This window comes from Pantoea sp. 18069, assembly GCF_902706035.1.
GTDB lineage: Bacteria > Pseudomonadota > Gammaproteobacteria > Burkholderiales > Burkholderiaceae_C > Comamonas.
Genome location: NZ_CACSJA010000023.1, coordinates 1 through 14,679, shown reverse-complemented (window position 1 = coordinate 14,679; position 14,679 = coordinate 1). Strand labels below are relative to the sequence as shown.

The 14,679-nt window shown below is 64.6% G+C and carries 7 protein-coding genes and 1 tRNA gene; 2 read left to right on the top strand and 6 right to left on the bottom strand.

Features of this window, described 5'->3' with window-relative positions:
• Window positions 1-10: 10 nt before the first annotated feature.
• Together GVL12_RS17315 and GVL12_RS17310 are read right to left on the bottom strand one after the other, a co-directional pair.
• A complete protein-coding gene (locus GVL12_RS17315; protein ID WP_159916290.1) occupies window positions 11-1,753 on the bottom strand; it encodes an ABC transporter ATP-binding protein in 1,743 nt (580 codons plus the stop codon).
• Complete coding sequence (locus GVL12_RS17310) at window positions 1,747-3,534, bottom strand: ABC transporter ATP-binding protein (protein ID WP_159916288.1); 1,788 nt, start codon at window positions 3,532-3,534, stop codon at window positions 1,747-1,749. Before GVL12_RS17310 ends, GVL12_RS17315 begins: the two co-directional genes overlap by 7 nt.
• A 183-nt stretch (window positions 3,535-3,717) precedes the next feature.
• On the opposite strand from GVL12_RS17310, the gene GVL12_RS17305 reads away from it, so the two are divergent.
• Window positions 3,718-4,365, top strand: coding sequence for a TetR/AcrR family transcriptional regulator (locus tag GVL12_RS17305; protein ID WP_159916286.1), 648 nt, complete (start codon window positions 3,718-3,720; stop codon window positions 4,363-4,365).
• Window positions 4,366-4,600: 235 nt separating this feature from the next.
• Window positions 4,601-5,203 carry a thioredoxin domain-containing protein gene (locus GVL12_RS17300; protein WP_159916284.1) on the top strand — a complete coding sequence of 201 codons (603 nt, stop codon included), beginning with the start codon at window positions 4,601-4,603 and terminating at the stop codon, window positions 5,201-5,203.
• A 103-nt stretch (window positions 5,204-5,306) separates the two neighbouring features.
• Here the strand turns inward: GVL12_RS17300 and GVL12_RS17295 are convergent.
• The 4 genes from GVL12_RS17295 to GVL12_RS17280 form a co-directional block, all read right to left on the bottom strand.
• Window positions 5,307-5,383, bottom strand: a tRNA-Val gene (locus GVL12_RS17295).
• A gap of 72 nt (window positions 5,384-5,455) precedes the next feature.
• On the bottom strand, window positions 5,456-7,405 hold the full coding sequence (locus tag GVL12_RS17290) for a LapD/MoxY N-terminal periplasmic domain-containing protein (RefSeq protein WP_200843850.1): 1,950 nt from the start codon (window positions 7,403-7,405) through the stop codon (window positions 5,456-5,458).
• A gap of 64 nt (window positions 7,406-7,469) precedes the next feature.
• A complete protein-coding gene (locus tag GVL12_RS26325) occupies window positions 7,470-8,150 on the bottom strand; it encodes a transglutaminase-like cysteine peptidase (protein WP_235033897.1) in 681 nt (226 codons plus the stop codon).
• A gap of 218 nt (window positions 8,151-8,368) precedes the next feature.
• Window positions 8,369-14,659 (bottom strand): VCBS domain-containing protein, encoded by a 6,291-nt coding sequence (locus GVL12_RS17280; RefSeq protein WP_235033896.1) that lies wholly within the window; start codon window positions 14,657-14,659, stop codon window positions 8,369-8,371.
• Window positions 14,660-14,679: the final 20 nt, after the last annotated feature.

Here is a 14,679-nt window from a genome sequence, read left to right as displayed (position 1 = left end):
GTCCGCGAAATCAGCTGCGCGCCGGCGCGAGGCGCCAGCCCTTGGCGGCGCGGCGCTGTGCGAGGAAGCGCGCATAGCGCCCGCCTGCGGCCGCCAGTTCCGCGGGCCTACCCTGCTCGCAGACCCGGCCGCCATCGAGCACCACGATATGGTCGGCCATGGCCACGGTCGACAGCTGGTGGGCAATCACGATCAGCGTGCACTGGCCGCGCAGCCGCGCCAGCGCCTGGGCGATGACGGCCTGGTTCTCGGCGTCGAGCGCCGCCGTGGCTTCGTCGACCAGCAGGATGGGCGCGCGCTTGATCAGCGCGCGTGCAATCGCCACGCGCTGGCGCTCGCCGCCCGACAGCCGCGCCCCGCCCTCGCCCACGGGGGTATCGATGCCCTGCGGCAGACGCGCGATGATCTCGGCCACGCCGGCCTGGTGCGCGGCCTGCAGCACTTCCGCCTCGCTGGCCCCGGGCCGGCCCATGCGGATGTTGTCGGCAATGCTGCCGGCAAACAGTTCGCTGTCCTGGAAGATCTGGCTGATCTGCGCCGCCAGTTGCTCGCTGCTGATCTCGCGCACATCGACACCGCCCACCATCACGCTGCCTTGCTGCACATCGAAGAAGCGCGCGATCAGCCGCACCAGCGTGGTCTTGCCCGAACCGGACGTGCCGATCAGCGCCGTCATGCTCCGCGGCGCGATGCGCAGATTCACACCCTGCAGCACGGGGGCCTGGCCCGCGGCGTAGTGGAAGCCGACATCGCGCAGCTCCACCGACGCATCGCGCGCTGCCTGCGGCCGGGCCGGCTCCGGCAGGGGCTTGGCCGCGAGGATCTCGCGCACCGCGCCCAGCTGGCCGCGCGCGCCGCGCAGCACTTCGCCATAGCTCGCGACGTCGAGCAGCGGGTCGATGAAACGGTTGACCAGCAGCAGCGCCACGACGGCGGCAATCAGCGTCGCGCTGTCGGGTGCGGCCTGCAGCCACAGCATGGCCGCGACCAGCAGCGCCGCGAAGATCGCCTGCACCGTCCAGGCATTGAGCACCGCCGCGGCCGACGACAGATAGATCAGCCGCGCTGCGGCCTGGCGCTGCTGCGCCATGGCCTGCTCCAGCAGGCGCGTGCCGCCGCCTTCGCCGTTGAACGCGCGCAGCACCGACTGGGCCTGGGCGAACTCGACCATGCGCTGGCTGGTCTGCGCGAAATGCTGGTGGTAGGCCTGCTCGGCGCGCCGCCCCAGCCGCGCCGCGGCCAGCGACACGCCCACGAGCAAGGGCAGCGCCACCAGCGCGATCAGTCCCAGCGGCCAATGCAGCACGAACAGCGCCACGGCGATCACCAGCGGCGTCACGGCACCGCTGATCACGGGCGTGAGCACATGCGCGGGCAACTGGGCCAGGGCCATCATGCCCTGCGTCAGCACATGGGACAGCCGCGCCGTATTGCCCGGCGTGAACCAGCCCACGGGCAGGCGCGCGACATGGTCGCCCACGCGCTGGCGCGCGCTCTTGAGAATGGCCACGCCCACGGCCACACCGGCCTTTTCCACCTGCCGGCGCCAGGCCCAGCAGACGGCCATGCCCACCACCAGCAGCACCAGCCAGAACGCCGCGCCACCGGCGTCACCTGCGAGCAGGCGCGAAAGAATGGGCACCAGCGTGACGATGGTCAGCCCGCTGACCAGGCCATAGGACACGGCCAGCGCGGCGTAGCGGCGCCACGCGCGCGCGTCGTCGCCCAGCAGTTCGATGAAAGTCTTCAGCATGCGGCACCCGCCTCTTCCTCTGACGGCGCATAGCCGCCCAATGCCCACAGCCGTGCATAGCGGCCGCCCCGTGCCAGCAGCCCGGCATGGCTGCCCTGCTCGCAGATGCGCCCGCCTTCGAGCACGATGATGTGGTCCGCATGCGCGATGGTGTCGAGCCGGTGCGCAATCACCAGCAGGCTGCGCCCCTGGGCCATGCGCGACAGCGCTTCCTGTATGGCCAGCTCGCTTTCGGCATCGGCCGCGGCCGTGGCTTCGTCGAGCACCAGCACGGGCGCGTCGAGCAGCACGGCGCGCGCGATGCTCACGCGCTGGCGCTCGCCACCCGACAGCTGGGCGTCCTCTCCGACCACCGAGTCATAGCCGCGCGGCAGCCCCAGGATGCGCTCATGGATATTGGCGGCGCGCGCCGCCGCCTCGATGGCTTGCGGGCTCGCCGAAGGCCGGCCCAGCGCAATGTTCTCGCGCACGCTCGCATGGATCAGCCTCACCTCCTGCAGCACAAAGCCCACGCGCTGGTATAGCGCGGCGCTTTCCATCTGGCGCAGATCGACGCCGCCCAGCGTGATGCGCCCCTGCGTGGGATCGAAGAAGCGCAGCAGCAGCCGCGCCAGCGTCGACTTGCCCGAGCCCGAAGCGCCGACGATCGCGGTCACCGTACCGGGCCGCAGCGTGAGGCTGATATCGGAAAGCACATTGTCCTGGCCGCCATAGGCATAGCCGACCTGCTCGAACCGCACCTCGGCGCCGTCCGGCACCTGGCGCTGCGCAGGCGCGGGCCGGGCCAGCACGGGCGTGCGCAGCAGCGCATGCACGCGCTGCGCCGCGCCCGTGGCGGCATTGAGATCATGGGTCAGATAGTGCAGCAGCAGCAACGGCGCAGACATGCCCGGCGCGACCAGCGCAAACGCCAGCAGGTCCACCGGCGCCATCCAGCCCTGGGCGACGAACACGGTGCCCGCGACCAGCACCACGCCCAGCACCGCCACGGGCGCGATCATTGCATTGGCATTTGCCATGGCGCCCACCAGCGGGCGCGTGAAATCGGTGAACAGGCGCGCGAAGGAATCGACCGCCTCGCGGTAGGCACCATGCGCCTTGCCGGCCGCACCAAACGCCTTGAGCACCGGCATGCCGCCCGTGAACTCGACCACCGCATTGTTGATGCGGCCCATGCCCGCCGCGAGTTCGCCCATGCTGGCCGCGCTGCGCTTCACGGCGCGGCCAAAAAACGCGAAGAACGCGGGAAACGGCAGCAGCGCCACGATGGCCATGCGCCAGTCCATGGCAAACAGATAGAGCGCGCAGGCCAGCACCGCCCCCGCGGCGCGCCCCGCCGTGGTGAAGAAATGCGCGGTGAGCTCGTGCAGCGTGGCGATGTCGTCCTGCATGGCCTGCTTGACCTCACCCGACGCGCGGCCCGTGAACCAGCCCAGCGGCACCTGCGCCAGCCGCTGCGCTGCCGAGTGGCGCAGCGCATGGGTCAGTTGGTTGTCGGCCAGGTGCGCGACCAGTTCGCCGGCCGAGAGAGCCGCCATGCCCGCGAGCAGGCAGGCCACGCTGATGGTGACGATGGGCCAGAGCATGTCCGGCAGTGCGTTGGCGCCGTCCAGCGCCAGGCCGGCGATATGCGCCATGCCAGCCAGCGGCACCAGCGTGAGCACGGCGCCCACGGCCGACAGCAGCGCCGCGGCAATCAGCCGGCCGCGAATCGGCAACAGCACGCGGGCTATGGGGCCCGGCTCCCTGGGTTGCGCCGCTGCGGCGCCGCGCGCGCTCATGGGGCAACCAGGTCCGCGTTGTGCGCGCGGAGGCAAGGTTTCAAGAGACCCAAAGGGTCGGTTACCGCGCAGAATGGCGAGCAATGAAGAAACAGCGAAGGCACGATGCGTCATTGAGAATCAGAATTAGTTGCATCATACTAAACTAATTAAATCGCTGCCGGAATCCCCCAAGGAATGAACATGGAATCACCCCCACCGCCGCCCGCCCGCGGACGCGGCCGCCCGCCCTCCATCACCCACACGCGCATTGCCGATGCGGGCATCGCGCTGGGGCTGCGCAACATCACGTTTGTCGGCCTGGCGTCGGCGCTGGGCGTGAGCCACATGGCGCTGTACAAGCATGTCGCCAGCCTGGAAGCACTCAAGCAACTGGTGGCCGATGAAATCATCCGCCGCTGGCACATTCCCCAAGCCCTGGGCAACCAGCCAGAGGGGCTGAGGCAGTACCTGACGGTGTTCAGCGCCTCGATACAGGAATTCGTCAAGGCGCATCCGGGCGTGACGCCCTACATGCTGCGCCGCATGGCGGCTTCCGAGGCTGTCATCGAGAAGATCCAATCGCACCAGCGCCATATCGCGCAGGCCTACGGCATCCCGCAGGAGCGCGCGCAGTGGCTGCTGGCGACGGTGGCGTTCCACTGCTTTGCCGCCGCCGACACGGTGTATTCGGTGGCAGCGCAGGAGCCCTTGGTCGATGCGGACCGGGCCCAGGAAGAAGCCGAGATGGAGGTGGAATTCACCCGCGGCATGCAGGCGCTGATCATCGGTGCGCTGCAGATCGCGTTGGCAGATGCAGCGGGCGACCAGCCCGATACCCGGCCGAATTGAAAGGGGCCTGCCCAAGAGTGCCTCCAGACGAACGCCCTGCGCCAGGCCCAGGGCGCGCGGATGCACCCACTGCCATCGGGTTGCCCCCGATGGCAGCAACGGCAAGACCGTCCTAGTATCCGCCAGCGCTGGTGCAGCAGCTCCAGGCCACCGGCAGGGGGCCTGCTCTTTCAATCAAACCAAGCCTTGAGTGCCAAGCAACGGAGGCTGGAAATACCGGGCTTCCACGAAGAACATGAAGACCAGAGTCCTCCTTTTCATTGCCCTGTGCATTGGCCTGACAGGCCCGGCATCTGCCGGCTCGCTGATGCAGCCTGATGGCGTTCCAGATCGATTCCTGGGCGCCAGCAATGCGCCTTCCACACTGGTTGTCTACAGCTCGCCAACCTGTCCGCCCTGCATTCGATTCGAAGAGCAGGTGCTGCCTCTGATCAAATCCAGGTACGTCGACAGTGGCCGGCTCAGGGTCTCGGTGCGCCCCACCGTGAACAATGCCCTGGATGGCGCAATCTTGCTGATCGCGGATGCAGGCGGCCTGATGCGCAGGGATGCGACGCTCGCGCGTTTTCGCGCGAAACGTGCGGAAATCCTGGCCGCCAAGGACAAGGAAAAGGTGTTGCGCGAAATAGCGGCGCAATCCGGCGTGGACCATGCGGCCTACGACCGCGCAATGAAGAATTCGGACCGCCTGCGGGCGCTGCAGCGCTTGACCGATCAGGCTTACAAAGATTTCGACGTCAAGGGAACTCCGAGCTTTTTCCTGGACGGCGTAAAGCTCAAGTACGACGGCACCATCAACAGCTTTTCACGCCATCTCGATCAGCCGCCACGCCGCTGACGGCCCGGGACAAAGTCCGGCAAAGCGCGCTGCCGAGCATCCGCCGAAAAGCAAAAAGCCTCTCAGACCGTGGATCTGAAAGGCTTTTTTACCAATGGTTATTTGGTAGGCGCGATTGGACTCGAACCAACGACCCCCACCATGTCAAGGTGGTGCTCTAACCAGCTGAGCTACGCGCCTGTCGTTGAAGCCGCAAGTATAGCAGCTCAAATCCGGGCCCCGAGAAAACTCCGCAATTTTTTGGCCTCACGCTCAAATTGCTGGCGTCAGCACCCCATGCGCATGCAGCATGCGCAAGGTCTCGCCGTTCACGGAGTCGGTGACCACCACCTGAACGCCCAGCGTGGCCGCCGTCTGCAGCATGGCCTGCAGCAGATGCAGCGCCCCCGGGCTCTGCCAGGATTGCTCGGCGAAATCGCCACCGAGCTTCACATAGCGCAGCGCCAGGGCATGCAGGTGCGCGAGCGCCATCGGCTGCTGGTCCAGGCGGCGCAGCCCCACGGCCGCACCGGCCTGCGCCATGGCGCCGCAGAATTCGGTGACTTCCTGCGGGCAGGCGACGAGGCCGTGCGCATCGAGCTCCAGGCACAGGCGCTGCAGGCCCGGCGCGGTCTGCAGCGCTTCGCGCAGGCGCGCCAGAAAATCGGGCTGGGCCAGCGACGGCAAGGAGATGCGCACCACCAGTTCGGCATCCGCGTGCTGCTCCAGCCAGACCAGGCCCAGCGCCACGGCGCGCAGATCGAAGTCGGCCGACAGGCCCAGGCGCACGGCCACCGGCAGGAACAGCGAGCCCATCAAGGTCTCGCCCGATGGCGCGCTCAGCGTCAGCGAAGCTTCGCTGCGCAGCTGCGTGCGCTCGGCGCTGCCAAGAACCAGTGGCTGCACGGCCAGCGACAGCCTGCCCGGCGCTTCGAGCGCCTCGATCAGCATCTGTCGCCACAGGGTTTCGCCGGCCATGTTCGAGACGACTTCGTCATCGCCATAGGCCACGAACTCGACTTCCGCCTGGCCCGAGCTTTCGGCGCGCATCAGCCCATAGTCCAGGCGCGAGAGCACGCCGGTGACCGAACTCGACGACGAATAGTCGGTCAGCGCAAAACTCCAGCGGCACCACTGCCCGCCCGCGAGCCGCACGCGCATCGACAGCAGCACCTGGCGGATCTGCTGCACCAGCGACATGGCCTGCGGCCCGGCCAGCGCGGGCATGAGCACGACAAAGTCCGAACCATTCAGGCGCGCCAGCTGCGGCCCGCCTTCGGCTTGGTCCGTGAGCACCTGGCCCACATGTTCGACCACCGAAGCGAGCCAGGCGTCGGCGCTGGCGCGCGACATCTGCGCATTGAGCGCCAACAGGTCCCATTGGCGAAACAGCATCACATAGCCATGCGCCACCCGGCCGGCGTCGCCGCTCAGGGCGCGGCGCAGTTCATTGACGAAGTACTTGCGGTTGGGCAACTGCGTGCCGGGGTCGCGATTGACTTCGAGTTCCAGCGACTCAATGCGCGCCATCTGCTCCATCGAGGTCGCCTGCACGCGTTCACGCGTATCGGCAATGGCCCGCACGACAGGCATCAGCTCGGCGACGATGGAGCGGTCCGTGGCGGCGGCGTGCGCTCCACTGCCCGCATCGATCGCTTGTACCTGGGCCGCAATCTCGCGCTGCAGCACTTTGCGAAACCACTGCAGCAGCAGCACCACGAACAGCGCCCAGGCCAGGCCCGCCACCACGACCAGCGTGGCCATGCGCACGCTGCTGCGCCACAAGGCTTCGCGGGCGTAGCTGTCCTCGACTTCGAGCGTGAGCTGGCCGACCTGGGTCCAGCCATCGCTGATGACGCGCTCGGCCGTGGCCTGGTGCAGCGGCAAGGCCGCAACAAACCACGGCGGCGTACGCTCGCGGGACGGCGTCGCGCCATCGCCTGCCCCCCTCTTGCGTTCGAACAGCGTCTGCCCCTGCGGCGACGTCAGGCGGATCAGCCGGAACTGCCCGCTGTCGAACAAGGCCATCATCAGCAGCTCGCGCGTGACCGGGTCCTGGTTCGCCGGTTGCGACAGCGTCAATGCGAGCGACGATGCCGCGTTCTCTCCTTCGGACTGCAGCTGCCCGTCGAGATACGCACGCGCAGCACCGATGCTGAACGCCAGCGTGCCGATCAGGATCGCCACAATGGCCACGGTCACACTAATCAAAAGTTGTTTCAACAACGACATCTTGCAGCCCTCTGTGCGCCTGGCCGCCAACGGCCCCGCGCGTACACCATGCGATTCATGGCAAAAATCCTTCCTGCCGCATGCGCGCCAGCAGATCGCTCCAGCGCGTGATGCGATCCACCGGCGACGGCTGCGCGCCGGCAACATACACGCCCTGCGCATTGAAGCTGAACACAGGCGTCAGGTCCCGGCGCTGGCTCGATGGCAGGATGGCGTCCACCATGCTGTCGAGCACCAGGGGCTCTGCCGCCGGTGTCGCGTAGTGGCCCAGCACCATGTGCGCCACGCTTTGCGTGCTGCCTACCCCGCCCATGCGCGCGCGCACATAGATCAGGCGCAAGTTTTCCTCGCGCACGCCCAGGCGCAGCAGCGAGAAATACTTGCCGATCACATAGTCCTCGCAATCGCCCGCCCCCCGGCCCAGCGTTTCCAGCGGTGTCGCCCAATAGTCGGGCTGCGACCAGAGCACGCTGTCCTCCGATTGCACCACCGCCCGGTTCCAGAACTGGTTGACGGCGGGCAACTGCTGCGGCAAGGGCTTGCCGGCTTGCTGCTGCAGCATGTCAAGCCACTGGCGCAGCGCCTGAGCACCCTTGGCGCCATAGCGCGACTGCATGCTGGTTTGCAGCCGCGTCGCATCGAAGTCCAGCGCAATCGCATTCCGCCCGGCGTGCAGCAGGCCCAGCCCCCAGACCGCAGCGCCATAGGCAAGCCACGCCCTGCGCGATGGACGCAAAGGGCACGGCAGCGAAGGGCAAGGCAGACGGCTCAATGAAACGGCACGATGAAAAGCATGCGCCTGCCGCTCTCGGGCCCGGGCGCCTGCAGAAATGCTGAAACAGCGGCGTGGATAGCACGCTACTGTAACGAATTGCATTGACACTTGGGCGCAACGCCCTCGCCTGCGCGGCGCCACAAGGCGGTTGTCATCCAACCGCCCCGCGCCGCTTCGCATCAGTTGCCGCTTTGGTCTATCTTGAGCTTGCCCTGGTCAATCAAGTCCTTGATCATGCTGTTCTGGTCGTGGCTGGAACCCGTCAGATTCACGCCCTCGAGCAGAATCTGCTGGTTGAAGCCATTGCCGTCCGCATCCAGCGTGCCAGCCGTCGAGACCTTGATCAGCGTATCGATGGTTTTTCCATCGGCCTCGGTGCGGGTCTCGAGATGCAGGAACTTGCTCAGATCGCTGCTGGTTTCCTCGCCCTGCAGCAGATCGGCCAGATCCAGCGCGTCGTTGCCCGCGGTACCAAAATTCTTGACCACATCGGTCGCCGGGCGTGCCGTCGTGCCGGCATCACCCTGGTGCCAGACGAACAGGTCATCTTCGTCGGTGCCGAGCAGCGTGTCGTTGCCCGCCGTGCCGTGCACTTCATGGCCGCTGGTCTCGGTGCTCGACAGCGCCATGCCTGCGAAAGTCGAGGCCTGGGCAGCGCCCGGTCCCGTCGCATGGATGCTGATGTCCAGATTGGCCGTATCGGCATCGCCATCGGCCTGGGTCAGCTTGTACTCGAAGTGGTCGACCTTGCCCGCACCGGCCGCGCTTGCCGTCGGCGTATAGGTATAGGAACCATCGCTCTTGAGAATCAAGGTGCCATAGGCTCCGTTCACCGTGGTGCCAGCGGTCGACGCATTGACCCAGGTCGAGCCGTTGAAGACCGACAGTGTCGAGGTTTCGCCCAAGGTACCCAGGCTGTCATTGGACGTGACCGAGCCGGTGATGGCCGAGCTAGACCACTGGATCGAGGTCGCGCCGGGCACGATGGCCACGAAGTCATCGAAAGTGACAGCGGCATCGGTATTTCTGTGGCTGCCTTCATGCACGGTCAAGGCAATGCGGTAAGTAGCATTGACTTCGAGCGCGCTCGTGGTGATGGTGCCTGCCCCTGTAATCGTGCCGCTTTGCGCTGGCTGCGCAGACCAGGTAGTCCCGCCATCGGTACTCTTGTAGAGCGCCCAATTTGCAAAATCGCTGGAGCTGCTCATATTGCTGAGGGACTTCACCTGGAACTGCAGCGTGGTTCCCGCTGCGGTGGCTGTGTAGATCGGCGTCACCAATCGCGCATCGCCAGTGAGGTTGCCGTTGTTGTCCGTCAGCACCAAAGCAGTTCCGTTGTTCGTGGCGTCAGAGGTTGAGCCATCGACCCTGCTGACCAGCCATTTGCCCATGTCAACCTTGAGCACCGTAACGCTCGACAGTTCCACATTGGTCTTGTACACCCGGGTGTTGTTGCTGCTGTCAAACTTCCATGCATTGCTCTCGTTGCTGGAGAAATTCGCCAATGTCGTCTGCGTCGATGCCGCAGTCACGTTCTTTGAACTCAACACGGCCGTCGCGGTGTCGTCATTGGCCACCGGCACACTGTGGAAGGTATCGGTGCCAGTCGCCGTGCTGCTGCCATCCGCGGCCGTCGCGACCACCTTTACTTCATTGACCGTCACGTTTTCCGGCACGGTCATGTTCAGGCCCGTGATCGTGACCGCGTTGGTGATGGGGTCCACACTCACCGAGTAGCCACCATTGCTCGTCAAGGGCAAGGACCAGTGCGTGGCATCGATCTGCGTGCCCGCCGACAGCGTCACCCCCGCGGGCACTTCCACGACCACCTTGACGATGGACTCCGAATAGTCGAGATCGCGCGGGTCTGCGGTGATCGTCAGCGGATAGGTAGTGGCCGTGGTGTAGGTCACCTTGTGGATCAGATAGTCATCGCCGTTGCGCGGCGCATCGAACACGATGCTGCCAATCGTCGTGCCCACCGGCGCCGTGAGCGAGAACTGCTCCTCGACCGTATCGGTCTTGCCCTGCACAATGGCCGTCTTGATGAGGTTTCCGGCCTCGTCGTACATCTTGTAGCGCGCCTGCTCGCTGCTGGCCAGCCAGGCGAACTGCACGGTGATCCTGGTGACCGGAACATTGAAGGCAATCGTCAGCGATTCGGAATAGCTGCCATTGCCCGCCAGTTCCTCCGAGGCGGCACCCGTATTGCCCGTCGCAGTGCCAGAGACACCAAAGCCATCGTGGTTCGTGCCCGTGATGACGCTGACATTAGCAGCGCCGCCGCTGGCATTGGTCGCCGTCACGGTATGGCCGGAGCTGGTGGTGTTGACCGTCGAAGTATTGATCACCGTCGTGACCGGCGTCGATCCAGAACCCACCTGGATCGTCACCACCGGGTCTTCGGCAACGGGAGTCACCGTGATCGTTCCCGTCGCGGTGCTGGTGGAAATCTGCCCCAGGTTGTCCTTGGCGTTGTAGTTGAAGGTGGTCGTGCCGCTCCAGTCATCATTGGGCTTGAAGTAGATCGTCGCACCATTGCCGGTGGCGGCAAGAACGTCCTGCAGGCTCAGCACCTGCGTGCCGGCCGCATCCTTGTAGAGCGTGCCATTGACAGGCAGGCTGGTGAGCTGGAAGCTGACCACCGTACCGTCGGCATCCGTGGCGAGCAAAGCAATGGCGACGATATTGTCTTCCGGGCCCGTTCCCGACACCGCCTTCGGCACCGGCGCTTCGTTGGTTCCCGTGATTTCGACCGCAATCGTCTGGCTCGCAGTACCGCCCTTGCCGTCATTGACCGTCACCGTGATGGTGTCGGTCACTTTCTTGCCTTCGGTCAGCGCCTGCACCTTGCTGCTGGCGTTGTCCAGCACATAGGTCCACTTGCCCGTTGCGTCGACCGTGAACGTACCGTATTGGCCCTTGCCTGCATTGTTCACGGACCATGTGTGCACGTCGTTGAGATCGACATCGGCCTTGGTCAACTGACCACTGGTGGTCAGCAGGACATCTTCCTGGACCGCGCCCGTGACCACGCCGCTGATCGTCGGCTTGTCATTGGTGCCGTTGATGGTGATGGTCACGAGCTGGGTCGCGACACCGCCCTTGCCATCGTTCACGGAGACATCGATCGTGTCCGTCACCTGCTGGCCTGCGGCCAGCGCCTGTACCTGTGAGCTGGCGTTGTCCAGCACATAGCTCCACCGGCCCGTCGCATCGACCGTGAAGGCGCCGTATTGGCCCTGGCCGCTGTTGCTGACCGACCAGGTGTGCGTGTCGGTGGCATCGACATCGGTCCTGGTCAGTTGGCCTGCGATGGCAGTCGTGCCATCTTCGGTGACCACACCCGTGGCCGCGCCACTGATGACCGGCACGTCGTTGGTGCCGTTGATGGTGATGACGACATTGGCCTTGGTGCCGTCGGCCGTCACCACCTCACGGGTTTCGGTCAGGGTCTGACCCGCGCCCAGCGCCTGAACGGCCGTATTGGCATTGTCGAGCGTGTACGTCCAGGTGCCATCGGTGCCGATGGTGAACTGACCGTAGGTGGTGCTGACATTGCTTTGCGCAACGAAGACGGCCTCGCCGGCGTCAGGGTCCGTCACATCGAGCTTGCCACCGGCGACCAGTTGGCCGTCTTCGGTGACGACGCCCTTGTCGGAGCCGGGCGTGGCCGGACTGACCACGGCGCCCGAGTCCTGGCCATGGATCCGGATGACGATCGTGCTGGTGGTCGTCCCGTCGTAGCTGGTGACCGTATAGGTTTCCACCACCGACTCGCCACTCTTCAGGTAGGCAACCTTGCTGTTGTCCACCGAGTAGCTGTACGAACCATCGGCATTAAAGGTCAGTGTGCCCAGCGCGGTATTGGCCGCCAGGAACTGGCCTTCGACCTTGCTCAGCACCGCGCCCGACTGGAACTGTGCTTCACCCGCATCTGCATCGGAAATGGTCAGCGTGCCGACCGCCGTCAGGACGCCGCCTGCCGCGTTCGGGTTCTCGGTGATCGACTTGTCCGCCTGACTGAGCTGCGGCATGTCATTGGTGCCGGTAATGGTCACCTTGATCTCGGCCAGCGTGCCATCGGCCGTGCGCACGGTGACGGTTTCCGTCAGTTGCTGGCCTTCGCCCAGGCTCTGAATGACCGGGTCGTTGTTGTTCAGACGGTAATTCCAGTTGCCGTCGTTGGTAATGGTGAAGGCGCCGTACTTGACCGGCACGTCACGCTGCTCGATGAATTGAGGCTGTCCGGCATCAGCGCCGGTGGCCACCAGCGTGCCGCTGGCATCCGTCTTGACGTCTTCCTTCAGGTTTGCGGTGTCGTTGCCGGTGATGATCGCACCATCATCGGCACCATTGATGGTGATCGTGATGGTGGTCGTGGCCGAGCCATCCTTGCTGGTGACCGTATAGGTCTCAACGACCGATTCACCGGTCTTGAGGTACTGCACCAGGCTGTTGTCCACCGAGTAGCTATAGGTGCCATCGGGGTTAAATACCAACGTGCCCAGCGGTGCACCCGCGCCATTGAAGACCGCGTCCGCCTGGAAGCTGTTCTCACCGGTATCGTCATCGCTGATCGTGACCGTGCCCGAAGTGACCAACTGACCGTCGACCACATCCTTGTCTTCCGTCACGGCAGAAGCACTTGCACCCAGTGTTGGCACATCGTTGGTGCCGTGGATGGTGATCGTGATGGTTGTCGTTGCCGAGCCGTCCTTGCTGGTGACCGTATAGGTTTCAACAACCGTTTCACCGTCCTTCAGATACTGAACCAGACTGTTGTCGACCGAGTAGCTATAAGTGCCATCGGTGTTAAATACCAGCGTACCCAATGGCGCTCCCGCGCCATTGAAGACCGCGCCCGCCTGGAAGCTGCTTTCCCCGGTATCGTCATCGGTAATCGTGACTGTGCCATCCACGGACAGCTTGCCGTCGACCACATCCTTGTCTTCCGTCACGGCAGAAGCACTTGCACCCAGTGTCGGCACATCGTTGGTGCCGTGGATGGTGATCGTAATGGTCGTCGTGGCCGAGCCGTCCTTGCTGGTAACGGTATAGGTTTCAACGACCGACTCGCCAGTCTTGAGGTACTGGACCAGACTGTTGTCCACCGAGTAGCTATAGCTGCCGTCGGTATTGAATACCAGCGTCCCCAACGGCGCACCTGCACCATTGAAGACCGCGTCGGGCTGGAAGCTGCTTTCGCCGGTATCGTCATCGGTAATCGTGACCGTGCCATCCACGGACAGCTTGCCGTTGACCACATCCTTGTCTTCCGTTACCGCAGAAGCGCTCGCGCCCAGCGTCGGCACATCGTTGGTGCCGTTGATGGTGATGGTGACCGTCTTGCTGTCGGTGCCACCCTTGCCATCGCTGACCTGGACCGTATAGGTTTCGGTACGCACATCGCCAGCCTTCAAAGATTGCGCTGCGGCATTGTCGAGTTGGTAAGTCCATTGGCCGCTCGCGTCCACGCTAAAGCTGCCATAGGTGCCCGTGGCACTGCCCACCACGCTGTAGCTGTGGGTGTCATTGATATCCACATCGGTGGTGCTCAGCTGACCCATGGCCGACTGCGTGCCGTCTTCGGTCACAGCGCCCGTCAAGGCTCCCGACAGAACGGGCTTGTCGTTCGTGCCATCGATAGTGATCGTGACTTGCGCCGTCGTGCCGTCAATGGTGGTGACCGTAAAGGTGTCGGTGAGATGTTCACCCACGCCCAAGGCCTGCACCGTGACATTGCCATTGTTCAGGTCAAACGTCCAGTTGCCGTTCTTGTCGATGCTGAAGTCACCGTACTGCCCCGCGTGCGCAGCCACCGGCGTGAACTCGGCCTGATCCTCATCTGGATCGGTCACATCGAGCTTGCCGCTGGCGGACAACGTCACATCTTCCTTCACCTGGCCTGCGTCATCGCCGGGCTTGCTTGGTGCAATCACCGCGCCGTCGTCAGTACCGTTGATGGTGATCGTGATGGTCGTCGTGGCCGAGCCGTCCTTGCTGGTGACCGTGTAGGTCTCAATGACCGACTCGCCAGTCTTGAGGTACTGGACCAGACTGTTGTCCACCGAGTAGCTATAGGTGCCGTCGGTATTGAATACCAGCGTGCCCAACGGCGCACCTGCACCATTGAAGACCGCGTCGGCCTGGAAGCTGCTTTCGCCGGTATCGTCATCGGTAATCGTGACCGCGCCATCAACGGACAGCTTGCCGTTGACCACATCCTTGTCTTCCGTCACCGCAGAAGTGCTTGCACCCAGTGTCGGCACATCGTTGGTGCCGTTGATGGTGATGGTGACCGTCTTGCTATCGGTGCCACCCTTGCCATCGCTGACCTGAACCGTATAGGTTTCAGTGCGTACATCGCCGGTCTTCAAAGATTGCGCTGCGACATTGTCGAGTTGGTAAGTCCACTGGCCGCTCGCGTCCACGCTAAAGCTGCCATAGGTTCCGGTGCTGGCGCCCACTACGCTGTAGCTGTGGGTGT